Here is a 24602-nt window from a genome sequence, read left to right as displayed (position 1 = left end):
GTCGGGAGTTCAGAATGCTGAGTATTGTCGGTATTGCCGTGATTTTCATCATGGTTTTCGGCGGTTACATCCTCGCTGGTGGCAAGCTGGGGATCATTCTCAAGGCGTTGCCATTCGAGTTCATGATGATCGGTGGGGCCGCGGCGGGCGCATTCCTGATCAGCAATGATGGCGCGGCCGTCAAGCATGCGCTCAAGGATGTAGGCAAAGTGTTCAAGGGAGCCAAATGGAAACCTGACGACTACCGTGATCTTCTTTGCCTTCTTTTTGAACTGATTAGGCTGGCGCGCAGCAGTCCGGTTGCCATCGAAGAGCACATCGAGTCTCCGCAGGAATCGGCGATCTTTCAGAAATATTCCAAGATCCAGGGGGACAAGTACGCGATCGAATTGATCTGCGACACCATGCGATCGGTGTCGATGAATTACGACGATCCTCACCAAGTCGAGGAGGTCTTGGACAAACGTATCGAGGGAATGCAGCATCACGCACTGCATTCCAGCCACGCAATTCAGTCTTTGGCGGACGCGCTTCCTGCCTTGGGAATCGTTGCTGCTGTGCTTGGCGTTATCAAGACTATGGCAGCAATCGACCAGCCGCCGGAAGTTCTCGGCAAGATGATCGGTGGCGCACTTGTCGGGACCTTTCTCGGAGTGTTCCTTGCCTACGGTCTGGCCGCGCCCTTCGCGTCGAAGGTAAAGGCTGTCGTCGAGGAGGATATGCACTTTTACCAATTGATCCGCGAAGTGCTGATTGCGAATTTGCATAACCATGCCACCAACATTTGTATCGAGGTTGGTCGCCAGAATGCGCCGTCGCAGTTCAGGCCGAGTTTCATTGATCTCGAAGAGGCGCTGAAATCCGTCAAGCAGGAGGCTGCATGAGGCGTCTCGCCTTCATAGTCTTCCTCGTCCTGTCGCCAGCCTCGGCGTTCGCGCAGCAGGTAGTGGTTCGCAGCGGAGAGCACGGAGCATTCACGCGTCTCGTTCTTACCGTTCCGGAGGGGACGCAATACGATCTCAGCCAGCTGCGCAACTCGAGGGATATCAGAATCAGCTTGTCGACGCCAGGTCTCGATTTTGATACGTCCAGCGTTTTCGACAAGATAAACACGAACCGCATTGCGGCTATCACGCCGGTCGAAGGCAGATCGGCGCTTGATGTTTCGCTGAATTGCTCGTGTGTCGCGAAAACGTTCACGTTGCGCGGGACAATGATCGTTGTGGATCTGCAGGAAGGTGATCCCGGATCGACGGAACTGGCTTCGCAGGAGACATCGTCACTGTCTGCAGCTCCGGCCATCCGCACTCCAACACGAGATGAATTGGCGCTTGCGCGTGACTTGTCGACAGTTCGTGTGGAAGGTTTGCCTGGTATAGGTCCGGATCGCCGGGCAGAACCGCTCCTTCCGTCGGTTGGCATCCTGCGCCCAGAACGGGTACAGGATACTTTGGCAGGTCAGGGAGAATCGAAGCCTTACGAGCTTGGTGGGGCTATTGCCGCCAGCTTGGCCAAGGCGGCGACCGAGGGCCTCTTGGAACCCGCGATTTCAGCGGCACCTCAAGCTGCGGATATCGTTTTGCAGCCCACTCAGACCGACGAGTCGCATGATCAAGCGGCCGGAGTTGTGGAAGATTTGGCGCGTCAGTTGACGGAATTGAGCCCGGAAAGTGACGAGAAAGGTTACATTTCCGTTGGAGCGGGCGCGTGCACGCCTGACAAGGCTGTGCACATTTCAGATTGGTCGTCTGCAGACTCGGTCAATGGTGTCTTGTCCGAGCGGCGGAACCAACTCTTTGGTGAATTCGATGTCGTCAATGAGAATGCGGTCAACGCATATGCCCGAGAACTGCTCTTCTTTGGCTTCGGCGCGGAAGCGCGATCGGCTTTGCTGGCATTGCCGGAAGGGCCGGACCCGGTGCTGAATTCAATCAGTTACTTGGTAGATGGTGAACAAGATCCGACGGGATGGTTTCGTTCCCAAGCCGATTGCGAAGGGTTTGCGGCATTTTGGGCTGCGCTGAGCGGAGGCGTCAAGCGTGGTAACGCGCATTACAATTCGGCGGGAATACTGCGTGGATTAGAGAACCTGCCAACTCACTTGCGAGACTATCTTGGACCATTGTTGGCCCAACGACTTTCTTCGGAGGGAAAAAGTGAACTTGCCCGTGACGTCCTGCGTAGGTTGGAAAGACTACACGGTGGGCCGACCGACAGTTTGGCGTTGAATGCGGCAGAAATCGAAATGCGAGATGGAAACGTCGACAAAGCCGAGTCGACGCTGAAATCTATCAATGCCCTTCCCGAATCCGAAGCGTACCGTGCGGTTACAACTTCGGTGGACATCGCACACGCCCGAAATGTCCCGGTGTCCGAAGAGGTCGTTGCCTTGACGGCCGCCTATGCATCCGAACTCCGCGATAGCGAGATGGGTCCTGACCTATGGAAAGCCCACCTTCGCACTTTGTTGCTCAATGACCGGTTCAGCGAGAGCTTCAAAGTGCTTGAAGACGCTGGAGCCGCACCGGCGGAAATACAGAAGGAAATGCTTAGCGAAACCGTGCGGGCCGTGACGCAAAGGGCCGATGATCTGGAGTTCTTGAAGTATGCCATGGGTGGCGCGCTCGATACCTCTGGGATGCATGACACGGCTCTCGAGCTCGCAATCGTACGGCGGCTGACCGAACTGGGCATGCCAGACATGGCTTTGGATCGGCTCGACAAGGAGCCGCAGGCTCGGGAAAACCGAGATTTCCGTCTCGCGCGCGCCAAGGCGCTCATGGCTCTGTCACGGCCGGAGGAGGCAGAAATCACCTTGGTTGGTTTGCGTGGCGAAGAGATCGATGCGCTGCGTGCGGATGCCCGACGTGGAATGGGCGACTATTCCTATGCCCGTGAGTTGTATGACGGAATGGGTCGAGGTGATGACGCATTGCAAAGCGCATGGTTGTCCGGCGACTGGGAGCGCGTTGCCAAAGACACAGACACGCCCCTTGGTCAGGCTGCGCAATTGTTGAATGCCGATGGTCCGGCCCCTGAAAGCCCGACCCTGACTTATGCTGAGACCTTGAGCGGCAACGCTGCCGAAACCCGAGAGACTTTGCGTGCCCTGCTGGAAGCAACGCGGATCGGCGCGGGTGGATGAAAAACTTACTAAAAATAAATCCTTGGATTCTAGGTTTGATTGCGACGCGGTTGTAGCAGAGAGCCAAGAAATGGCGAATAAACCATCCCGAAACACCTGGCGCAGCCAATCGCGGCCGCGCCACGGCGAAGGAAGTGCGCTGATCAGAACAGAGAAGCTGATCAAGCGGAGCACGGTGTCATGAATCTGACACTGGCGTCTATCACGCGCCCAACGATCCTGCTTGCACTGGCACTCATGGCCATCATCGTCATGATGATTCTGCCGATGCCTTCATGGGTTCTTGATGTCGGTCTCGCAGTATCCTTCGGTCTGGCCATTCTCATTTTCACGGTGACACTCTTTATCGAGCGGCCGCTCGATTTTTCAGCGTTCCCGACGATTCTGCTGACCTCATTGATGCTGAGGCTTTCGTTGAACGTCAGTTCCACCAAGCTGATTATCGGCAATGGTCACACGGGAACGGGGGCTGCCGGGGAGGTCATTGAGGGATTTGCCAGCTTCGTGATGGGGGGCAGTGTATTCCTCGGATTTGTGGTTTTCGGCGTTCTGATGATCGTTAACTTCACGGTCATCACGAAAGGTGCGGCGCGCATGGCCGAAGTCTCGGCCCGCTTTGCGCTGGACGGCATGCCGGGCAAGCAGTTGGCCATCGATGCCGACATGGCTGCCGGCGCGATCGACCATGCAGAAGCCAAGGCGAGACGAGATCGCGAGCAACAGGAAACGACTTTCTTTGGCTCGCTGGACGGTGCCTCGAAATTCGTGAAAGGCGACGCGGTTGCCGGTCTTCTAATTACCGGCCTGAACCTGATCATGGGCATAGCCATGGGCGTTTTTGTCCATGGCATGGGTTTCGGCAATGCCGTGGAAACCTACGCGATCCTTACGGTGGGTGATGGGCTCGTGACCCAGATTCCAGCCGTCATCATTTCGATTGCAGCCGGCCTTCTGCTGGCGCGAGGTGGCACAACAGGATCAACGGATCTCGCCATCTTGAGCCAACTCGGGCGCCATCCATCCGCCCTGGCGACCGTTGCGATCCTGATGGGTCTGTTTGCCCTGGTCCCAGGGCTGCCGTTCATCCCGTTCATTGCCGGTGCAGGCGTACTCGGTGCGGCGGCGTGGTGGATGGCCACCCGGCCCGAACCAGACGAAGAAGAAGTTCCCGAAGACACCGCGGAGGAAGGTCCTCGGGAGCGGCGGATGGGAGACGTGCTGGACCTGGATGATATTCATGTCGAATTCGCACCAGACCTCGTCAATATGGTTCTCGATCCGGGCACGGGCCTCGATGCGCGAATTGCCAACATGCGAACCCACGTGGCAACTCAATATGGGCTAATTCTTCCGGAAATGCGGCTGACCGACGCGCCGGAGCTGAGGCCCGGAACATACGTGGTCAAAATTCACGGGGTGGAGATGGCCAGGGGCGAATTGAACCCGGACTTCGTGCTGGCGCTGATGCCGGAGGACCGATCTTCGTTGCCGGCCGGTCAGGACGTGACCGAACCGGTCTATGGGGCACCGGCGCGCTGGATACGCCCGGAAGATCAGGAGCGTGCGGCGATCACTGGTGCGACAATAGTCACTCCGACGGAGGTGCTGGCCACGCATCTTCTGGAAGTGGTGCGCCGCAACTTCGGACGCCTGTTGACCTTGAAATCTTTGCGGCGTCTGCTCGATGAAATGGTATCGCTCAGCAACCCCGCCAGGGCGGAAGCGAACCGCAAGCTGATTGACGAGTTGATCCCCGACAAGGTTCAGATCGACACGCTTCATCACGTCCTGCGACTTCTGCTGGACGAGCAGGTGTCCATCCGCAACCTTCCGCTCATCCTGGAAGCGATCTCGGAAATGCGCGGTCAGCAGAACCAACCGGAGGCGATTTGCGAGCATGTCCGGAAACGGCTTGGTTTCCAATTGGTTGCTCGGCTGCGGCGTGAAGACGGGACGATTCCGCTCATCCAGCTGGCGCCGGAATGGGAGGAAACGTTCTCGTCCTATCAGATTGACGGCGGGCACGGCTCGCTTGATGTTGCCCTGCCTCCGGAGCGGTTCGAGGCTCTGACCGAAGGCCTCGCCGTGCAGATCAATGATGCGGGCAATCGTGGGGTTGTACCAGCGGTCGTTACCTCTTCGCGCCGGCGCCGTTTCCTGCGCACGGTCATGGCAGCGAAGGGCATGACCAACCCCGTGATGTCCTTCGAGGAAATCGGTCTCGAAGCGCGGCCAGCGCTGATTGGCGTGGTTGCGGCATGATTGCCGGATTGGACGGCCTTGTCGGCTTGACCACGGCGGCGCTCTGGGGCGGTTTGATCGTTTTCCTGAGGGTCGGTGCTGCGATGATCGTGCTGCCCGCTCTGGGAGAACAGATGTTGTCCGTTCGGGTCAAATTGGTGCTGTCTCTGGCGTTGACATCCATCGTTGCGCCTGCCGTCCTGCCGGGCATTGCACTGCCGGAGCCGACATTTGGCCACTTCGTCTCGGCGCTGGTGACGGAGTCACTCGCCGGGCTCTTCGTCGGACTGATGTTGCGCCTCTTCATTCTGGCCATCCAGATCGCCGGGTCGATCGCCGCGCAGTCTACGTCGCTGGCTCAGGTTCTCGGATCGCATGGACTCGACCCCCTGCCTGCGATCGGTCACGTGCTGACGCTCTCGGCGCTCGCGCTGCTCATGGCGACCGGCTTCCACGTGAAGGCTGCGGCCTACATGGTCTTGTCCTACGATCTGTTGGAACCATTGCAATTTCCGGACCCCGTCGCGATCGCCGATGTCGGGCGGCACCGGATCGGCGAGTGTTTCACCCTGGGATTCAGCCTTGCCGCCCCGTTCGTCATCCTGTCTGTACTCTACAACCTCACGCTGGGCGTCATCAACAAGGCCATGCCGCAGCTGATGGTTGCATTTGTCGGATCGCCCGTGATTACGTTCGGCGCGATCTCCATGTTGCTTCTTTGCGCGCCGGTCATCCTCACGGTCTGGCTTGGCGCGGTCGAGGCCTTCCTCGCCAATCCGATGCGGTGACGGGATGGCTGAGGACGACGAAGGCGAAAAGAGCCACGAACCATCACCGAAGAAACTCGAAGACGCCCGAAAGAAAGGTGAGATTCCCAGGGCGCCCGACTTGTCGACAGCGATGTCCTATCTTGGGCTTCTGCTGTGTGGTTTGACACTTGGTGGGCCGATCCTGCGGGATTTTGCGAATGCACTGCTGCCATTGATCGAACAGCCGGACCGTCTGGAAACCCTGTTCTTTCGAGACGGAGCGACGGAAGTGGCGGGCGAAGTGCTCCAGGCGACGCTGGTGCCCGCTCTGCCGGTTTTCCTTCTTCCTGGCGGAATTGTCCTGCTGACGCTTGTGGCGTCGAGACAGATGTTGTTCACGCCGTCCAAGTTGGTGCCAAAAGGGCAGCGGCTCGATCCGATTTCCAACGCCAAGAACAAGTACGGGCGGCGGGGACTCTTCGAGTTCTTCAAGAGCTTCGTCAAACTGATGGTTTATTCCATCTGCCTTGCGCTGTTCCTGCGGAGCAAGCTCGGCGAGATTGTCGGAAGCATCTACGCCAGCGCGGCGGAGGGGTCGGTCATGATGCTGTCCCTCATGATGGAGTTCCTGGTCCTGGTGGTGGTGATCGCGATGGTGATCGGCGGGCTCGACTTCTTCTGGCAGCGGGCGGAGCACATGCGCAAGAATCGTATGACGCTCAAGGAGTTGCGCGACGAGTTCAAGGAAGCTGAGGGCGATCCCCATTTCAAGCAGGCCCGTCGCAGTAGAGCGCAGGAATTGGCGCTGAGCCAGATGATGGCGGCGGTTCCGGAGGCGGACGTGGTCATCGTCAACCCGACACATTACGCCGTGGCGTTGAAATGGAGCCGGATGCCTGGTGCGGCGCCGGAGTGTGTTGCGAAGGGCGTGGACGAAATCGCGTTGAAAATCCGGGAATTGGCGGCAGAAAACAACGTGCCGATCCATTCCGATCCACCCACCGCGCGCGCCTTGTACGCGACGACGGAGATTGGCCAGGAAATCGCGGGAGACCATTACCGTCCGGTGGCGGCGGCGATCCGGTTCGCGGACGCCATGCGCGCAAAGGCACGGCAGAGAGGTTGGTAAATGACGGGAAAGTTCGACGATTTGATCGCGGTGAGCGATATCCTGCAGGAAAGGGCGCTCGACAAGCATCGCATGAACCTTGCGGAAAGCAGGCGTCTCGCCGCGGAGCTTGATCAGATCGATGCGCTGCGACAGGCGGTGCAGGAGGATGGCGCATCGGTTGGCGCGCGGCAGTTGTCCGGTGCGGACTCGCTCTGGCAAACGTGGCTTGTGACACGGCGGGCGTTCATTCTCCAGGAAATGGCGATGGCCCGGGCAAAGGAAGCGGACAGCCTGTCCCAGGCGCGGCTGGCCCAAGCGCGGTTCGACGCAGCACAGAGCCTGGATCGGGAAGACCGAAAGCGGAGCCGCGAGAAGCGTTTGCTGGCACAGGCCGAGACCATCGAGGCTCTGGGACGCTTGCGCCACGCGCAGTCCGACGACATCTGATGCGTCAGACAGCATGACCCTCTTGGCCATCGCCGCGAAACCTCCTAATGCGTTTGCATGCGCTTGTTCAGATCCAGAAAGCCCCAAGCCGTTTTCGATGCGCCGATTGCGCCGGAGGAGCCCTTTTACGCGGTCGGCGACCTGCACGGCTGCGATGAACTGTTCTTGAAACTTTTGCATCGCTTGCATGAGGAGGCTCACCCCACCGCAAGGCTGATTTGCGTCGGTGACTACGTGGACAGGGGTGACGACAGCGCGGGTCTGCTGGCGCGACTGCACCGCATGCAAACCGGCTCCGAGGGGCTGATGGTCTGCCTCATGGGCAATCATGAACGAATGCTGCTGGATTTTTTGGAGGACCCGGCGGCGCATGGATTTCGCTGGCAACGCAATGGTGGATTGCAGACCCTAGCCAGTTACGGATTGCGCGGCGTGCCTGAATCCGGGTCGAATGACGATTGGGCCGGGTTGCGGGACAAATTGGCGAGGAAGATGGGACCGGGTCTGATTGGCTGGCTCCAGGACCTGCCGCTATATTGGCAGACGGGAAATGTGGTTGTGGCGCACGCGGGGGCCGAACCCGATCTTCCGATCGAGGAACAGGGCGAGCGCGAATTGCTGTGGGGGCGGTCCGCTTTCTTTGAAAAGACACGCGGTGACGGACTGTGGGTGGTGCATGGCCATGTCATTACGCGCGATCCGAAAGCAGAGCAGGGCCGCATTCCGCTCGACACCGGGGCTTATGCCACCGGAAGACTGACCGCGGCGTTGATCGAGCCTCAGTCTGCGCGATACCTTGAGTTCTGAAACACGCGTCATGTTACAGAATGTCGAAATAGTTTGAGTTTCAGTAACGTTTTTCTTGCGTCGAATCGCCTGTCGCGTTAGATCGACCATGCGGTCGGCGAATGCCGGCAGGAGGAGACGCGCGACCATGACCACTCAGGCCTTCATTTGCGATGCTATCCGAACGCCCATCGGACGGTACGGCGGGGCGTTGTCCTCCGTTCGGGCGGACGACCTGGCGGCCTTGCCGATTTCCGCACTGATGGCGCGGAACAGTGGTGTCGACTGGGGCGCCATCGACGACGTGATCTACGGCAGTGCCAACCAGGCCGGGGAGGACAACCGGAACGTGGCGCGGATGGCGGCCTTGCTTGCCGGTCTGCCGGTTGAAGTGCCGGGCACGACGATCAATCGTCTTTGTGCCAGCGGCATGGATGCGGTCGGTATGGCCTCTCGCGGGATCAAGGCGGACGATTACGACATGGTGATCGCTGGCGGTGTCGAAAGCATGTCGCGAGCGCCGTTCGTGATGCCGAAGGCGACGCAGGCGTTCACCCGGGCAAACGCAGTGTATGACACAACCATCGGCTGGCGGTTCGTCAATCCGAAGATGAGTGCGATGTATGGCACGCATTCGATGCCGCAGACTGCGGACAATGTGGCCGAGGACTACGGGGTGTCTCGCGCCGATCAGGATGCCTTCGCGGCCCGGTCGCAGGCGCGGTGGGACGCGGCACACAAAGCTGGTGTTTTCGCGGACGAGATTACGCCGGTGTCAATCCCTCAGCGGAAAGGCGATCCGATGGTCGTGGACACGGATGAACATCCGCGTCCCGGAACGGATGTTGCAGCGCTGGCGAAACTGAAGGGGGTCAACGGTCCTGACCTCACGGTAACGGCGGGTAATGCTTCTGGCGTCAATGACGGTGCCGCGGCGGTCTTGCTCGCGAACGAGACGGCAGCAAAGGCCAACGGGCTGACACCGATGGCGCGTATCGTCGGAATGGCCTCGGCCGGGGTTGCCCCGCGCATCATGGGGATCGGCCCGGTCCCGGCGACGCGCAAGGTTCTGGCGCGGACCGGACTCACCATCGACCAGATGGATGTGATAGAATTGAATGAAGCCTTCGCCGCTCAGGGCCTTGCCACGCTGCGCGAGCTTGGATTGCCCGATGACGCACCCCATGTGAATCCCAACGGCGGGGCGATTGCCATGGGCCATCCGCTCGGCATGTCCGGGGCACGGCTCGTGCTGACGGCGGCCTATCAACTCCGGCGGACGGGCGGGCGCTATGCGCTTTGTACCATGTGTGTCGGTGTCGGTCAGGGCGTCGCCCTGATCCTGGAACGCGTTTGAGGAGGACGGACGATGTATGCGCAGATGGTAAAATCCGAAGCGACGAATGACGATCCCGAGAAACTGGCCGCGTTTCAGGCGCGGATCGACGCCGGGGAGCGGATCGAGCCCAAGGACTGGATGCCGCAGGGCTATCGCAAGACTCTGATCCGGCAGATCGGCCAGCATGCGCATTCCGAAATCGTCGGGCAACTGCCGGAAGGCAACTGGATCACCCGGGCCCCGACGCTAGAGCGCAAGCAGATCCTGCTGGCCAAGGTGCAGGATGAGGCGGGCCATGGTCTGTACCTCTACTGCGCGGCGGAAACGTTGGGTGTGTCGCGTGACGAGCTGACGGAAATGTTGCTCGACGGGCGCATGAAATACTCGTCGATCTTCAACTATCCGACGCTGACCTGGGCCGATATCGGAGCGGTCGGCTGGCTGGTCGATGGCGCGGCGATCATGAACCAGGTACCGCTGCAACGGACCTCCTTCGGCCCCTATGCACGCGCCATGATCCGGATCTGCAAGGAGGAGTCGTTCCACCAGCGCCAAGGCTACGACATCATGATGAAGATGGCGCAGGGGACCGAGGCGCAGAAACGGATGGCGCAGGATGCGCTGAATCGCTTCTGGTATCCGTCGCTGATGATGTTCGGCCCGTCCGATGCCGAGAGCGTGCATTCGGCGCAGAGCATGAAGTGGAGGATCAAGATCGACAGCAACGACGGCCTGCGCCAGAAGTTTGTCGATCAGACGGTTCCGCAGGCGGAATACCTCGGGCTGACGATCCCCGACGAACATCTGACATGGAACGAGGAGAAGGGCGGTTACGACTTCTCCGAGCCGGACTGGACAGAATTCTTCAACGTGTTGAAGGGCAACGGCCCGTGCAATGTCGAGCGCATGGAAGCGCGGAACACGGCGTGGGACGAGGGCGCATGGGTGCGAGATGGCTTGCTGGCCCATGCGGAGAGGAAACGCGCGGCCAAGGTCGCGGCGGAATAAGGGAGCGAGACAATGTCGAGGGAATGGCCCCTGTGGGAGATTTTCATCCGTGGTCAGCATGGCATGAGCCATCGCCACGTTGGCTCGCTGCACGCGCCGGACGCGGAAACCGCGATCCGCAATGCGCGCGACGTGTACACACGGCGGAACGAGGGTGTGTCGATCTGGGTGGTCGAGGCGGCGCAGATCACGGCAAGTTCGCCGTCGGAAAAGGGGCCGCTCTATGAGCCGTCCGAATCCAAGGTCTACCGCCACCCGACCTTCTTCGACATTCCCGAAGAAGTGGGCCATATGTGATGGCCGAGGTGATTGATAAGACGGCGCTTTTCGAGTTTCTGTGCCGGATGGGGGACAATACCCTGATCCTCGGGCACCGAGTTTCGGAATGGTGCGGCCATGCGCCGGTTCTGGAAGAAGACATCGCCCTCGCCAACACGGCGCTGGACCTGATCGGCCAGACGCAGCTTTGGCTGGGGTATGCAGCGGAGGTCGAGGGCAAGGGGCGGACGGCCGACGATCTGGCATTCCTGCGCGACGCCTGGGATTTCCGCAACGTGCTGATGGTCGAACTGCCGAACGGCGATTTCGGGCAGACACTGATGCGGCAGTTTCTTTTCGACGCCTGGCAGGTGGTCATGCTTGGGTGGCTGAAGGCATCTGCGGACGTGCGCGTGGCTGAGATCGCCGAGAAGGCCTCGAAGGAAGTGGCCTATCACCTCGATCGCTCGCGCGGGACGGTGATCGGGCTCGGCGACGGGACCGAGGAGAGCCATCAGCGGATGCAAAGGGCGCTGGAGCGGCTGTGGCCCTATGTCGGGGAAATGTTTGCGTCCGATCATGTGGACGACGCCATGGAAGCCGCCGGGATCGCGCCTGATCCCAAGGGGCTCAGGGCGGACTATGACGCGATTGTCCTGGCAGCGCTCGGCGAGGCGACATTGAGTGTGCCGGAAGGCGACTTCCACCACACCGGCGGGCGCGATGGGCGGATGCATACGGAGCATCTGGGCCATATCCTCTGCACCATGCAATGGTTGCAGCGCGCCTATCCCGGGGCAAAGTGGTAAGCGCCATGGTGGCGTCGGTCGAGCAGGTTTGGGACTGGCTGGACGCGGTGCCCGACCCGGAGATTCCGGTGATCAGCCTCGTCGATCTCGGGATAATCCGGGATGTGGCGTGGCAGGACGATACCCTGGAAGTGACTGTCACGCCGACCTATTCCGGCTGCCCGGCGACCTCGATCATCAATCTCGACATCGAGACGGCGCTGCGTGGCCACGGGGTTGAAAAGATCGCCCTGAAACGGCAACTCAGCCCGGCCTGGACCACCGATTGGTTGTCGGATAAAGGGCGAAAGCGGTTGGAGGAATACGGCATCGCCCCGCCGCAGCCCGCCGGGGGACCGGACAAGTGCCCCCATTGCGGGGGGCAGAATGTTGAAAAATTGAGTCAATTCGGCTCGACCCCCTGCAAGGCGCAATGGCGGTGCACGGACTGCCTCGAGCCTTTCGACTATTTCAAGTGCATCTGAGAGGAGCAGGCGCATGGCGCGATTTCATCAGCTGGAAGTGACTGGTCTGCGCAAGACGATCCGCGACGCTGTCGAGGTGACTCTGCGCCCAACGGAGCCGGAGGCATTCACTTTTGTACAAGGTCAGTACCTTACCTTCCGGCGGATGTTCGACGGCGAGGAGTTGCGCCGGTCCTATTCGATCTGCGCGGGGCTGGATGACAACACGCTTCAGGTCGGGATCAAGCGGGTCGAAGGTGGCGCGTTCTCGACCTATGCCAACGAGGAGTTGAAGGTTGGAGACGTGCTGGAGGCCATGCCTCCGATGGGGCGCTTCCACGCGGCGCTCGATCCGGACAATGCGCGGCATTATCTCGGCTTTGCCGGCGGGTCAGGGATCACGCCGGTGCTGTCGATCATCCGGACGGTTCTCGCTCGGGAACCGCGCAGCGCCTTCACGCTGGTCTATGCCAACAAGGCGGTGAGCACGATCATGTTCCGTGAGGAACTGGAGGACCTCAAGAACCGCTACATGGGACGGTTCAACGTGATCCACATTCTGGAAACCGACGCGCAAGACATTGATCTCTTTACCGGATTGGTGACGGAAGAAAAATGCGCCGCGCTGTTCCGGTCGGGTTGGGTCGACATCGCCTCGGTCGATCTGGCGTTCATCTGTGGACCGGAGCCGATGATGCTCGGTATCGTCAAGGCGTTGAAGGCGCATGGGCTGACGGACGAGCAGATCAAGTACGAGTTGTTCGCCAATGGCCAGCAGGGGCGGGCGAAACGGCAGGTTGTTTCCAAGGACGGCGCAGTCAAGGGGCACATGCTAAAAGCGCGGGTGACGCTGGACGGTGCGACCCAGAATTTCGAGATGGACCGTGACACGTCGATCCTGGAGGCGGCTTTGGCGAACAAGCTGGATGCGCCTTATTCGTGCAAGGCGGGGGTGTGCTCCACCTGCCGCTGCCGGGTGATTGAAGGCGAAGTCGAGATGCTCGCCAACAATGCGCTCGAAGACTACGAGGTCGAGAAGGGCTATGTCTTGTCCTGTCAGAGTTATCCGCTGACGGACAAGGTCGTGGTCGATTACGACCAGTGAGGGGAGCGGGGCATAGCCCCGCCCTACAGACCGTCGAGGCCCTTCAAGGTCAGGTCACAGACAAGTGCCGCGTAGGCCTCCCGTTCCTGCTTGGTCGCCCGTGTGTTCCACATGTGGAACCAGTTGAGCATCCCGAAAACCGACATGGTCACACCCCGGCGCTTGTGCCGATCTTCGGACAGGGCCGGGGCACAGGCGGCGATGACGTCGGAAGTAAACCGCACAAGCTCGCGCTGGTAACTGCGCAGGAGGTCCTGCTGCGCGTCCGGCAAGGCGCCCAACGCGTTCATCTGAACCTTGTGCTCGTCGTCCTGACCCTCGTAGGCCATGAGGATCGCACTCACAACGCGGCGCAGGCGCGTTTCCGGATCCAGACCATCCAAGGGAAGCGTGCAGATGCGTTTCTTCAATCCTGACAGGTAGTTATCCAGAATGTCGAAGAGGATTGCGTCCTTCGATTCGTAGTAGTGGTAGATGTTGGCTTTCGAGATGCCACACTCCCGGGCAAGCGTGGCCATGGAGGCACGGTCAAACCCTTCGGTCGCAAAGACCTTCGCCGCCGATTTCAGGATCTGCCCGCGTTTTTCCTCGTAGTCCTTGGCAATCGTGCGGGCCATCAGCCCTCGCCCCGGTTGTCGATGACGCGGCGGGCCTTGCCCTGACTGCGCTCGACGCTGCCCGGGTCGCCGACGAGGATTTCGGTGGAAACACCGACGATGTCCTTGATCCGCTTGGCCAGCATCCGCGCGGCGGCGCTGCGCGAGGCCTCGTCGGCGGCGGTGGTCGTCGCTTCGACCATGACCCGCATCGCGTCCATGCGCCCGGACTTGTAGAGCTCGATCTGGTAATGCGCGGCAAGGCCGCCGGTAGCCATCACCTGCTCTTCGATCTGGCTTGGAAAGACGTTGACACCGCGCAGGATCATCATGTCGTCGCTGCGTCCGGTGATCTTTGCCATGCGGCGCATGCTGCGGGCGGTGCCGGGCAGGAGGCGGGTCAGATCGCGCGTGCGATAGCGGACCATGGGCAGGCCTTCCTTGGTCAGCGTGGTAAACACCAACTCTCCCATTTCGCCATCCGGGAGAACCGCTCCGGTTTCGGGGTCGATGATCTCGGGATAGAAATGGTCCTCCCAGATCACCGGGCCGTCCTTGGTCTCGACACATTCGTTGGCCACGCCTGGACCCATGATCTCACTCAGACCGTAGATGTCGACCGCGTGCATGTCGAAGGCCTGCTCAACCTCCGAACGCATGGAATCCGTCCAGGGCTCGGCGCCGAAAATGCCGACCTGCAACGACGTCTCACGCGGGTCTATGCCCATCTTGTGACAGGCTTCCAGGATGTTGAGCATGTAAGACGGGGTGACCATGATGGTTGTCGGCTTGAAATCCTGAATCAGCGTGACCTGCCGTTCCGTCATGCCGCCGGAGACAGGGACAACGGTGCAGCCGAGACGTTCCGCGCCGTAATGTGCGCCAAGACCGCCAGTGAACAGGCCGTAGCCGTAGGCGATATGGACGATGTCGCCGGGGCGGGTGCCGCTGGCACGCATGGAACGCGCAACGAGATTGGCCCAATTGTCGATATCATTCTTGGTGTAGCCGACGACGGTGGGTTTGCCGGTTGTCCCGGAAGAGGCGTGCACGCGGGATATCTGCTCACGCGGAACCGCGAACATGCCGAAGGGGTAGTTGTCGCGCAGGTCGGCCTTGTAGGTGAACGGAAATTTCGCAAGATCCGCAAGGGTTTGCAGGTCATCGGGGTGCACGCCCGCATCGTCGAAGCGCTGGCGGTACATCGGGACATTGTCATAGGCGTGTTTGAGCGACCACTTGAGGCGGTCCAGCTGAAGCGCACCGATTTCGTCGCGCGAGGCGATTTCGATGGGATCGAGGGTGCTGCGGTCGGGAGTAAGGTCAATCATGTCTTAATCCTCTTCGGGGAAGAGTTGGCCCTGTATGGCGCGCGATGCGCCCCGGAATTCGGCGATGGTCGCGCCGGTCTGGTTGGTGACGGTCACATCATAAAGCCCGCTACGGCCGCGGAGGGACACTTCGCGGGCGGTCGCGGTCAGCGTGTCGCCAAGTTTGCCGGGGGCAATGAAGCTGATGGTATTGTGCTGCGCGACGGTGACGGCGTTGCGGCTGTTGCAGGCGAAAGCAAAGGCGCTGTCCGCGAGCGTGAAGATGAAGCCGCCATGGCAGATCGCGTGGCCATTGCAGTGGTGCGGCTCGACGGTGAGCGTCAGCGTGGCTGTGCCCGCGCCAACCTCCGCGATCCTGAGGCCAAGCCATTGGCTTGCCTTGTCATTTTCCCACATGGCTTCGGCGGAGCGGGTTGCGCGATCTTGCGGTGTCATTGGCCTTTGAAATCCGGTTTGCGCTTGTTCAGGAAGGCGCTGACGCCTTCGGCGTAGTCGGCACTTTCGCCGCACCGCTTCATCAAATCCGCCTCCAGCTCGAGATGGTCGTGCAGGGTGTCCGTGGCGGCCGCCTGGATGGCCTGCTTGGTCAACGCGTAGCCGAGGGTGGGGCCACAAGCGAAGCGTTCCGCCATGCCGCGGGCTTCGGTCATGAGATCTTCATCGGGCAGGGCTTTCCAGATCAGCCCCCAATCGGCAGCCTTTTCGGCGGACAGGGGATCGGCGGTGAGTGCCAGTCCCTTGGCGCGAGCCTCGCCGAGCAGGCGCGGGAGGTGCCATGAGCCGCCTGTGTCTGGGATCAGGCCAACCTTTGAGAAAGACTGGATGAACTTTGCGGATTGCGCCGCCAGAACGATGTCGCAGGCCAGTGCAAGATTGGCTCCCGCCCCGGCGGCGACACCATTGACGGCGCAGATCACCGGCGCGTCGAGCGAGCGGATCAGGCGCACAAGCGGCGCGTAAAAAGTGCGGACAGTCTTCGACAAATCCGGCGGGCCGTCCATTTTCGACGGGTCCCGATCCGCCAGGTCCTGCCCGGCGCAGAACCCGCGCCCGGCGCCTGTGAACAGGACGCAGCGCTTGCCGGTGTCGCGGGCACTTTCCAGCGCAGTGCGCAAAGCGCCGTGCATCTCTTCTGTAAAACTATTCAGGCGGTCCGGCCGGTTGAGGGTGATTTCCACCCAAGGCCCGTGGTCTGCGACCAGAACGGTATCGCTCATTGCTCTGTCCTCCCTGACACCGAGGTTGCATAAACCGAACGGTTGGTCAATAAATAACGTATCCGACGAAGGAGGATCGCCGTGGGACTTCAGAATGTGCAGAGTTTTGTGGCCGGACGCTGGATCCAGCCGGGGCCGAACGCGCGGGATATTGCCTGCGCCTATGACGGGCGGCTCATCGCGCGGGCCGGCGATGGAGACTGGTCCACGGAAGAGGCGCTGGATCACGCCAGGACTGTCGGGGGGCACGCGCTGCGGACTCTGACGTTCCATGACCGGGCACGGATGTTGAAGGCGCTTGCGCTGGCATTGCAGGAGCAAAAAGACGCCCTGTACGATCTGAGCTACATGACCGGCGCAACGAAGTCCGATCATGCCTTCGACATCGACGGCGGAATCGGGACGATGTTTGTCTTCGCCTCGAAGGGACGGCGGGAGATGCCGGACTCCAAAGTCTATCTCGACGGCACACCGGAGCAGTTCGGCCGGCAAGGAACCTTCCTGGGCCAGCACATCTGCACGCCGGTGTTGGGTGTGGCGGTCCATATCAATGCCTTCAACTTCCCGCTCTGGGGCATGCTGGAGAAGCTGGCTCCGACCTTGCTTGCCGGGGTTCCGGCGATCGTAAAGCCGGCGACGGACACCTGCTATGTCACTGAATTCGCGGTTAGAGTCATGCTGGACTCCGGGATCTTGCCGGAAGGCGCCCTGCAACTGGTGACCGGCGGCCTCGGCGATATGCTGGACCGTCTGACATGCCAGGATGTGGTGAGTTTCACGGGCTCCGCGGCGACGGCCGGTCTGCTGCGATCCAACAAGACCGTCCTGTCGCAGGGCGTGCGCTTCGTGGCGGAGCAGGACAGCCTCAACGCTTCCATTCTCGGTCCTGACGCCGAGCCGGGCACACCCGAGTTCGATCTGTTCGTCAAGGAAGTCAGTCGGGAAATGACGGTGAAGGCGGGACAGAAATGCACCGCGATCCGTCGCATCCTTGTGCCGGAGGCGCGTATGGACGCCTTGCAGGATGCTTTGTCGGCACGGTTGTCGAAGGTCGTCGTAGGTGATCCGCGCGATGAGACGACTCGCATGGGAGCGGTGGTCAGCCAGAGCCAGCGCAAGGATGTGCTGGAAAAGATTGCCGTGCTGCGCGGCGAAGCCGATATCGTCTGCGGCGATCCGGACGGACTTTTGGACAGGGCCGGAGCATTCCTTCCGCCGATTCTGCTGCGGTGCAGCAATCCCGATGCCGCGCAACGCGTGCACGACACCGAGGCATTCGGGCCGGTCAGCACGCTGCTGCCCTACCGCGATCTCGACCATGCCATCACCTTGGCCAATCGCGGTGGCGGTTCGCTGGTGACCTCCGTGATCACGCACGATCCCGATGTCGCAACACAAGCGGTGATGGGCGTTGCCGCGTGGAATGGCCGTGTGTACCTCAATGACCGCGACAGCATGAAGGAGAGCACCGGCCACGGTGCGCCGATGCCGCACATGATCCATGGCGGCCCGGGGCGCGCAGGCGGTGGCGAGGAGTTGGGCGGCGTGCGTGCGGTCAAGCACTACATGCAGCGGACCGCCGTACAGGGCTCGCCCCGGATGCTGAGCGCGATCGGCGGGCGCTGGATCCCGGGCGCACCGGAGGTGGACGGCGGTGCACATCCGTTCACAAGGCGGTTCGGAGAGCTGGCGATCGGCGAGACCATCGTGACAGCGCCGAGGACCATCACGCTCGACGACATCGAGCATTTTGCGCAGTTTACCGGAGACACCTTCTATGCGCACATGGATGACGCTGCGGCGGAGCGAAATCCGTTCTTTCCGGGGCGCGTGGCCCATGGCTATCTGCTGCTCAGCTTTGCAGCAGGTCTGTTCGTGGAGCCGAACGAAGGGCCCGTGCTCGCCAACACCGGGCTCGATTCCCTACGTTTCATGAAGCCGGTGAGCGCGGGGGAGGCGATCCACGTTCGATTGACGGTCAAGGCGAAGACGCCGCGCAATGCCGAGTACGGCGAGGTGCGCTGGCACGTCAGGCTGCTCAACCAGAACGAAGAACGGGTTGCCGAATACGAGCTTCTGACGATGAACGCCACTTGAGACGCCGTGCCGCCGCGCGTAGGTTGGGGCATGCCCCAAACAAGCCCCTATGTGATTGAAGACATTGCCCTGTTCGCCCAGATCGGACCGCTGAGGACATGGTCCGTGGTGGTGACGGTGATGGGCGATCTTCTGCGCACGCCGGGGCAGGGGATCAGCGGCAAGGAACTGGCGGCGCTGGTTGGCGCATTGGGTATCAGCGATCAGGCGCTGCGGGTGGCCGTGCACCGGCTGAAGAAGGACGGCTGGATCGAAAGCCGCCGCGAAGGTCGGGAGTCGAAGCACTTTCTCACCGAACGGGCACGACGCGAAACCGAAGCGGTGCGCGGCCTGATCTATGACGCCTCCTCTCCGGACATCGGGCCCGTTTCCCTGGTCGTCGCGCCGCCGAACCTCGCCGAGCCGCTTGCGCAGCGGTTGCCGGAGCGGCGCTCAGCCGTCCTGTCGGCGCGGTCTGCGCTGGTCTCGGGTGATCTGCCGGACGTCGACTTCCTTCGCACGCCGGTGGATACACAGGCCCTGCCGGGCTGGGTGCGGGACGTGCTCGCGCCAAGGTCGCTGCGTGACGAGTTCACAGCGCTGCGCCGCGCGGTGATCGAGGCGCTGGAACGGGTTCCGGACAGCGAGGCGCACCGCAAGGCCCTGCGGTTGGTCATCCTGCATCACTGGCGGCGCACGGTCCTGCGCCAGTCGCCGTTGGCCGAAGCCCTGCTCGGACCGGACTGGGAGGGCGCGCAAACGCGGCAGGTTGTCCTTCATGCCCTGAAAACGCTGTGAGCACGCTGTCAGTCGCCCGCAATTTCCCGTTGCATTCATGCCCGGGATCGGCCCATTTTGCGCCATGTCCGATTTGACTTGTCCCAATTGCGGTGACGCGGTTCCGGCGCAGATTAGATATGTGACCATGGTCACCTGCCCGTCCTGCAGCACAACGCTTTACCTCGACGGCGCGCAGTTGAAGAATGCGGGCAAGTCCGGTGAAATGCATGACGGGCCTCAGCTTTTCGGTGTCGGTGACACAGTGATCCTCGGACAGGTTCCGGTACAGATCCTGGGTCATGCCCGGTATTCCTATGGCCGGGGCTGGTGGGACGAATATTGGGGTCTCGACGAGGAGCAACGTGGCGTCTGGGTCTCCGTCGACGAAGGCGACGTGGTGCTGCAATATCCCGTCCGCGAGGAATGGTGGCCCGCAGTCCCGGCGTCGGCCGCGGTTGGAATGGCCTTCGAACATCGCAATGAGACATGGCGCGTGATCGAAGCGGACAAGGCGGAATGCGTTGCGCTGCGTGGCTCTTTCGGCGAGCAACTGACCGTGGGCGAGACCTATCGTTTCCTGAACCTGCAGTCCGAAAGCGGAGCGCTGATGTCCGGGGAATTCTGGCCGGGCGGGAAGTCCTGGTTCCTCGGGTTCTGGCACGATCCGTTTGATATCACCGTCGAGGCGCTATCGTGACCCGCGCCGCCTGTCTCGAATCCATTAACTGCACGGCGTGCGGCGCGGGGCTGGATATTCTCGGTGGCGGGCGGGTGACCACGCATGTCTGCGGATATTGCGGCACCGAGTTGGACGCTCTGCACGGCTACCGCGCCCTGCGCCAGTTTTCCGACATGCCGCGCCCCGACACGCCGTTCAAGCTCGGCATGACAGGCACGATCAAGGGTGTCACATGGACGGTGATCGGCACGCTTGGCCATCGCGAAGCCTGGGGCACGGAGATCTGGGAGTGGGTCGAGCATCAGCTGTATTCGCCAACCCATGGCTACGTCTGGCTGACGGTCGAGGATGGGCACCTGATCTATTCGCGGCGCCTCCGGGGTGCGCCGCAATCGCTGTGGATGAGCGAATACTGGGTCGAAAATGCGGAAAATCTGCCAACCGTTCACCACGATGGCGAGAGTTTTCGCTACCTGGAAACCACCAAAAGCCGCCTGACCTTCGTCGAGGGTGAATTCACCTGGGCTCCGACCGTGGGAGAAGCGACGACAACGATTTCCGCGATGTCGCCCACGGCCATGCTGGATTTTTCCGAAACCGGGACGGAGCGGGAAATCTACCGCTCGGAGTATCTGCCGCAGGCGGAGGTCAAGAAGAGTTTCGGCATCAAGCCCGGCGATCTGGTGGCGCGGGGCGTTCATGCCCTGCAGCCGTACAAGGCCGGCGAAAACAGCGCGTTCCTTGCCTATGCCAGCGGGCTTGCCGCGGCGTGCAGTCTGATCATCGCGATTACGCTCAGTTCACTGCCCGGGTTCGAGGTGCTGCCGCAGCAGGAAATCAGCATCCGGGCGCTGCCCTACGAGCTGACCTTTGACCTCAATGACACCAGCAGGCTGGCGACGATCCGCATCGCGGCAAACGTCTCGAACGCGTGGTCCTATTTCGAGATGGACCTGACCGACCCTGATGACGTTCCGGTGTTCGAGGCGGGGCGGACCGTGGAGTACTACTACGGCGTCGAGAATGGTGAGAGCTGGAGCGAGGGCAACCGCTCGTCGCGCATCACCTTCCGCCCGCCCGAAGCCGGGACCTATACATTGACCATAGACCAGCCGGAGGCGGACACCTGGGGCGGCGGGCGCAATGCGACGGCTGTCACGGTTTCGGTCAGGGAAGGCCTGTCGACCGGCTTCTGGATGTATTTCCTGGCCGCCGGTTTCGCGGTATTGGCGGCAGTGACCTACGGGCGCAAGCACCTGCACAGGGCGCGGCGCTGGTCGCACAGCGATTGGGATGACGACTGATGACCCTGTTCCGCACGGCTTTCGTAGTCCTTGCCACCCTCGCCATCGCGGGGACAAGTTACGTGTCCTATTACGGTGCGGGCGGCGAAAGCACGGATCTGGATCAATCGGTCCGGACAGGATCGGCGGGGCGCGTCGTCGGCGTTGTCGGCCGGGTGAAATAACAGGGGGACCCTCATGGATCTGTTTGCAGCAATTCAAGTGACCGAAGTGGTCAGCACCATCTTCTACACCGTCCTCGGTGTCGTCCTGATGTCGATTTTCTGGTGGATCATCAACATCATGACCCCGTTCTCCGTGATCAAGGAGATCGAGGAAGACCAGAATATCTCGCTCGCCATCCTGATCGGATCGGTCTTCGTCGCCCTCGCCATCATCATCGCGGCCGTGATCCTGTCGTGACCGACGCGCGTCTGCGCGAGACATGGCTGCTCGCGGCGACCTTCCTGATCGCGGTGGCCGGGCTGATCTACGAGTTGATCGCGGCGACGGTGTCGAGCTACCTGCTCGGCGATTCCGTGCGCCAGTTCAGCATCGTGATCGGCGTCTTCCTCTCCTCCATGGGTCTCGGCGCCTGGGCATCCCGCTACGTCGGCGAGGCGATGCGAGGCTTCGCCTGGGCACAGATATTCCTGGGCATCATCGGCGGCTTCATGGCCCCGACGCTGTTCCTCGCTTACGCATGGGTCAGCGAAGTCGGGATTCCGCTCTACGGCATGCTGATCGCCGTCGGGGTCCTGTCGGGCATGGAAATTCCCTTGATTGCCCGGGTGTTGAAGGACATCGGCGCACCGGAATTCCGGTTCGAGAACGTGCTGACCGTGGATTACGTCGGCGCTCTCGTGGCCTCGCTGGCCTTCCCGCTGCTGGTGATCCCGCATCTGGGTCTCATGTCCGCCAGTCTTGTTTTCGGTGGATTGAACCTGATCGTCGCGGGGCTGTCCCTGTACCTTTTTCGGGAAGTGGCGTCCCGGCTGCAATGGGTGGTCTGGGCCACCGCGATGGCGCTGACCTTCGGTGCGCTGGTGCAGAGCGAACGGCTGGTGTCGGTGACCGAGCAGCAGCTCTTCGAGGACGACGTGGTGCTGACCGAGGCCACGCCATATCAGCAGATCACCGTCACGCGGTTCCGGGACCGGGTCCGGCTGTTTCTCGACTATTCGATTCAATTCGATACGATGGATGAATACCGCTACCACGAAATGCTGGTGCATCCGGTCATGGGCCTTGCGCCGCGCGTCAATTCTGTCCTGATTCTCGGTGGCGGCGATGGAATGGCCGCGCGGGAAGTGCTGCGGCATGACGGTGTCGAGCGGATCACCCTCGTCGACCTTGACCCGCGCGTGACGGAGTTGTTTCGGGATCATCCGGACCTGGCGGCGTTGAATGGCGGCTCCCTGAGCGATCCGCGCCTGACGCTCGTCAATCAGGATGCATGGCAATTCGTGGAGGCCACCCAAGAGTCGTTCGACGTCATCATCCTCGATCTGCCTGATCCGAAAAACATAGCGTTGTCAAAGCTCTACTCGCGCGAGTTCTATGGTCTCCTGGTCCAAAGGCTTTCGGCGAACGGTCTCCTGGTCACCCAGGCCGGCTCGCCACTTTTCGCGCGGCAGGCGTTCTGGTCCGTGGCGCATACACTGGCAGCGACAGGCAACCCTTACGCCCCCGGCGAAGGGCTGTCGGTCATTCCCTCGCATGTCCACGTGCCGAGTTTCGGCGAATGGGGATTCGTCATGGCCAGCTTCGCAGGCCTTGCCGACCGGGAACCGAAACTTCCGGACGGGTTGAAGTATCTGACGCCCGAAGTTTGGCGCGGGGCACAGGTTTTTTCCGTCGATACGGGGGACATGGACGCCGAAATCAACGATATCCAGAGCCACGCCCTCGTGGGATACTATCTCGAAGGCTGGGACGCGTGGTTCCGGTGATCATGAATCCTGGCGGGCGATCTCGGTGATCAGGACGTCGCTGACCACGTCACCGAGCACGGGTTTTGCGGCTTCGAGCAGACCACGGCGGAGGTCCTCCATGCGGTTGCCGTTCGTAAAGTTCCCCTGGAAACCGCCGACGTTGGCATGGTCGAACAGCACCTGCAAAAAGACATCCCGCAGTTTCGGCTCGCGGGAATACACCATTTCCGTCGAGCCGATGGTCACTTCCACGCTGAGGGCCGCAACAACCAGAGCGCTGACGCGATCCTCGGACATGATGGGAATCACGAACTGGTTGTTCAACTTGACATATTCCCGGGTGGCCGGAGCGGCCTCCGCCTCTGGCGGGGTTTCCGCCGCAGCATGGTCCGCGGGTGGCGCACAATCCACGGCACCCTCGGCGGCATGCTCCTCCGGAGCCGCCGGCATCAGGAAGAACCCCGCGCCGACGCCGGCCCCGGTTCCGATCAGAGCCAGGAGGATGGGCAAAAGTTTTCGCATCGGTTCCTCCTCAGAAAGGCAGGATCACATCCAGCACCTGCTGGCCGATCCGAGGTTGCTGGACGTCGGTGATCTGGCCGCGCCCGCCATAGGAAATCCGGGCCGACGCGATCTTGTCGTATGTGATCTCGTTCTGGCGGGAGATGTCGGCGGGGCGGACAAAGCCGGTCACGAGAAGCTCGCGCAATTCGAAGTTGACGCGTACCTCCTGGCTGCCTTCGATCGAGAGAATGCCGTTCGGCAAGACGTCCGTGATGGTCGCGGCGACGCGCAGGGTAAGCTGTTCGCTGCGTTTCACGGATCCGTTGCCGCTCGAATTGCTGGAACTGTTGATCCCGACGGCACTGTCGAGGCTCGCGCCATCCGTGATGTTCTGGTTGATGCGTTCAGGAATACCGAACAGATCGGGAATGCCGAGCGATTCCGAGCCGGACCGGGACCGCGACGTGCTGTTGTTGATCGCCGCCTGTTCCTTGATGTCGATCACCACGGTGAGAATGTCCCCCCGCTTCATCGCGCGACTGTCGCCCAGCAGCGATCCCTGACGGCTGCTCCAGAGCGAGGCACGATCGGTGACCCGCAGCGGCGCTGGCGCTTCGGGCAGTCCTTCGGCGATCATCGCCACACGTTCGGGACTCTGCGTCTGCGGCGTGAAGGACGGCTCGCGGCCGATGTGCTTGACGCGCCCGCAGGCAACCGTCGTGAGGATCAGACCGATAAGGCACAGATTTCGAAGCATGTCA

General features: G+C 61.4%; 26 protein-coding genes. 20 read left to right on the top strand and 6 right to left on the bottom strand.

Annotated elements, in window-relative coordinates; genetic code table 11:
* Positions 1 to 14: 14 nt before the first annotated feature.
* The 13 genes from motA to ACP159_RS00860 all read left to right on the top strand — a co-directional run bounded on the left by motA (position 15) and on the right by ACP159_RS00860 (position 13441).
* Positions 15 to 884 carry a flagellar motor stator protein MotA gene (motA, locus tag ACP159_RS00920; protein ID WP_425097730.1) on the top strand — a complete coding sequence of 290 codons (870 nt, stop codon included), beginning with the start codon at positions 15 to 17 and terminating at the stop codon, positions 882 to 884.
* On the top strand, positions 881 to 3145 hold the full coding sequence (locus ACP159_RS00915) for a hypothetical protein (RefSeq protein ID WP_425097729.1): 2265 nt from the start codon (positions 881 to 883) through the stop codon (positions 3143 to 3145). Before motA ends, ACP159_RS00915 begins: the two co-directional genes overlap by 4 nt.
* Before the next feature lie 180 nt (positions 3146 to 3325).
* Positions 3326 to 5407 (top strand): flagellar biosynthesis protein FlhA, encoded by a 2082-nt coding sequence (gene flhA, locus ACP159_RS00910; protein WP_425097728.1) that lies wholly within the window; start codon positions 3326 to 3328, stop codon positions 5405 to 5407.
* Positions 5404 to 6174, top strand: a complete 771-nt coding sequence (locus ACP159_RS00905; RefSeq protein WP_425097727.1) for a flagellar biosynthetic protein FliR — start codon at positions 5404 to 5406, stop codon at positions 6172 to 6174. Before flhA ends, ACP159_RS00905 begins: the two co-directional genes overlap by 4 nt.
* A gap of 4 nt (positions 6175 to 6178) precedes the next feature.
* On the top strand, positions 6179 to 7264 hold the full coding sequence (locus tag ACP159_RS00900; RefSeq protein ID WP_425097726.1) for an EscU/YscU/HrcU family type III secretion system export apparatus switch protein: 1086 nt from the start codon (positions 6179 to 6181) through the stop codon (positions 7262 to 7264).
* Positions 7265 to 7693 (top strand): hypothetical protein, encoded by a 429-nt coding sequence (locus ACP159_RS00895; RefSeq protein WP_425097725.1) that lies wholly within the window; start codon positions 7265 to 7267, stop codon positions 7691 to 7693. It abuts the gene before it with no gap.
* Between the two features lie 57 nt (positions 7694 to 7750).
* Entirely contained in the window at positions 7751 to 8500 is a 750-nt protein-coding gene (locus ACP159_RS00890; RefSeq protein WP_425097724.1) for a metallophosphoesterase, read from the top strand.
* A 127-nt stretch (positions 8501 to 8627) separates the two neighbouring features.
* A complete protein-coding gene (gene pcaF, locus ACP159_RS00885; RefSeq protein ID WP_425097723.1) occupies positions 8628 to 9836 on the top strand; it encodes a 3-oxoadipyl-CoA thiolase in 1209 nt (402 codons plus the stop codon).
* Between the two features lie 12 nt (positions 9837 to 9848).
* Complete coding sequence (paaA, locus tag ACP159_RS00880) at positions 9849 to 10826, top strand: 1,2-phenylacetyl-CoA epoxidase subunit PaaA (RefSeq protein WP_425097722.1); 978 nt, start codon at positions 9849 to 9851, stop codon at positions 10824 to 10826.
* Between the two features lie 12 nt (positions 10827 to 10838).
* The gene (paaB, locus tag ACP159_RS00875) at positions 10839 to 11123 is read left to right on the top strand and encodes a 1,2-phenylacetyl-CoA epoxidase subunit PaaB (protein WP_425097721.1); all 285 of its coding nucleotides are present in this window, start codon (positions 10839 to 10841) and stop codon (positions 11121 to 11123) included.
* On the top strand, positions 11123 to 11893 hold the full coding sequence (gene paaC / locus ACP159_RS00870) for a 1,2-phenylacetyl-CoA epoxidase subunit PaaC (protein WP_425097720.1): 771 nt from the start codon (positions 11123 to 11125) through the stop codon (positions 11891 to 11893). The genes paaB and paaC overlap by 1 nt, the downstream gene beginning before the upstream one ends.
* Positions 11894 to 11898: 5 nt before the next feature.
* A complete protein-coding gene (gene paaD, locus ACP159_RS00865) occupies positions 11899 to 12357 on the top strand; it encodes a 1,2-phenylacetyl-CoA epoxidase subunit PaaD (protein WP_425098185.1) in 459 nt (152 codons plus the stop codon).
* A 13-nt stretch (positions 12358 to 12370) separates the two neighbouring features.
* Positions 12371 to 13441, top strand: coding sequence for a 2Fe-2S iron-sulfur cluster-binding protein (locus ACP159_RS00860; protein WP_425097719.1), 1071 nt, complete (start codon positions 12371 to 12373; stop codon positions 13439 to 13441).
* Positions 13442 to 13464: 23 nt separating this feature from the next.
* Here the strand turns inward: ACP159_RS00860 and ACP159_RS00855 are convergent, their stop codons facing one another.
* The 4 genes from ACP159_RS00855 to paaG are packed head-to-tail and all read right to left on the bottom strand — an operon-like array spanning position 13465 to position 16585.
* Complete coding sequence (locus ACP159_RS00855; protein WP_425097718.1) at positions 13465 to 14058, bottom strand: TetR/AcrR family transcriptional regulator; 594 nt, start codon at positions 14056 to 14058, stop codon at positions 13465 to 13467.
* On the bottom strand, positions 14058 to 15368 hold the full coding sequence (gene paaK, locus ACP159_RS00850) for a phenylacetate--CoA ligase PaaK (protein WP_425097717.1): 1311 nt from the start codon (positions 15366 to 15368) through the stop codon (positions 14058 to 14060). Before paaK ends, ACP159_RS00855 begins: the two co-directional genes overlap by 1 nt.
* Before the next feature lie 3 nt (positions 15369 to 15371).
* Positions 15372 to 15803: a hydroxyphenylacetyl-CoA thioesterase PaaI gene (gene paaI, locus ACP159_RS00845; protein ID WP_425097716.1), complete on the bottom strand. Its 432-nt coding sequence runs from the start codon at positions 15801 to 15803 to the stop codon at positions 15372 to 15374.
* Positions 15800 to 16585, bottom strand: coding sequence for a 2-(1,2-epoxy-1,2-dihydrophenyl)acetyl-CoA isomerase PaaG (gene paaG, locus ACP159_RS00840; protein ID WP_425097715.1), 786 nt, complete (start codon positions 16583 to 16585; stop codon positions 15800 to 15802). The genes paaI and paaG overlap by 4 nt, the downstream gene beginning before the upstream one ends.
* An 81-nt stretch (positions 16586 to 16666) precedes the next feature.
* Here paaG and paaZ point away from each other — a divergent pair, with 81 nt between their 5' ends.
* The 7 genes from paaZ to ACP159_RS00805 all read left to right on the top strand — a co-directional run bounded on the left by paaZ (position 16667) and on the right by ACP159_RS00805 (position 23355).
* Positions 16667 to 18682, top strand: coding sequence for a phenylacetic acid degradation bifunctional protein PaaZ (gene paaZ, locus ACP159_RS00835; RefSeq protein ID WP_425097714.1), 2016 nt, complete (start codon positions 16667 to 16669; stop codon positions 18680 to 18682).
* A 30-nt stretch (positions 18683 to 18712) separates the two neighbouring features.
* Positions 18713 to 19459: a PaaX family transcriptional regulator C-terminal domain-containing protein gene (locus ACP159_RS00830; protein ID WP_425097713.1), complete on the top strand. Its 747-nt coding sequence runs from the start codon at positions 18713 to 18715 to the stop codon at positions 19457 to 19459.
* Positions 19460 to 19523: 64 nt separating this feature from the next.
* Positions 19524 to 20138: a DUF4178 domain-containing protein gene (locus ACP159_RS00825; RefSeq protein ID WP_425097712.1), complete on the top strand. Its 615-nt coding sequence runs from the start codon at positions 19524 to 19526 to the stop codon at positions 20136 to 20138.
* Positions 20135 to 21424 carry a DUF4178 domain-containing protein gene (locus ACP159_RS00820; protein ID WP_425097711.1) on the top strand — a complete coding sequence of 430 codons (1290 nt, stop codon included), beginning with the start codon at positions 20135 to 20137 and terminating at the stop codon, positions 21422 to 21424. Before ACP159_RS00825 ends, ACP159_RS00820 begins: the two co-directional genes overlap by 4 nt.
* The gene (locus ACP159_RS00815) at positions 21424 to 21588 is read left to right on the top strand and encodes a hypothetical protein (RefSeq protein WP_425097710.1); all 165 of its coding nucleotides are present in this window, start codon (positions 21424 to 21426) and stop codon (positions 21586 to 21588) included. Before ACP159_RS00820 ends, ACP159_RS00815 begins: the two co-directional genes overlap by 1 nt.
* Positions 21589 to 21601: 13 nt before the next feature.
* Entirely contained in the window at positions 21602 to 21826 is a 225-nt protein-coding gene (locus ACP159_RS00810; protein ID WP_425097709.1) for a DUF350 domain-containing protein, read from the top strand.
* A complete protein-coding gene (locus ACP159_RS00805; RefSeq protein WP_425097708.1) occupies positions 21823 to 23355 on the top strand; it encodes a polyamine aminopropyltransferase in 1533 nt (510 codons plus the stop codon). Before ACP159_RS00810 ends, ACP159_RS00805 begins: the two co-directional genes overlap by 4 nt.
* Here ACP159_RS00805 and ACP159_RS00800 read toward each other — a convergent pair whose 3' ends face one another.
* Positions 23356 to 23859 (bottom strand): flagellar basal body-associated FliL family protein, encoded by a 504-nt coding sequence (locus ACP159_RS00800; RefSeq protein ID WP_425097707.1) that lies wholly within the window; start codon positions 23857 to 23859, stop codon positions 23356 to 23358. It lies immediately after the preceding gene.
* Between the two features lie 10 nt (positions 23860 to 23869).
* On the bottom strand, positions 23870 to 24598 hold the full coding sequence (gene flgH, locus ACP159_RS00795; protein WP_425097705.1) for a flagellar basal body L-ring protein FlgH: 729 nt from the start codon (positions 24596 to 24598) through the stop codon (positions 23870 to 23872).
* Positions 24599 to 24602: the final 4 nt, after the last annotated feature.

The organism is Tropicibacter sp. S64, from assembly GCF_049803835.1.
Taxonomy (GTDB): Bacteria; Pseudomonadota; Alphaproteobacteria; order Rhodobacterales; family Rhodobacteraceae; genus Pacificoceanicola.
The sequence above is the reverse complement of the archived record's forward strand: the minus strand, read 5'-3'. Positions and strand labels throughout refer to the sequence as shown.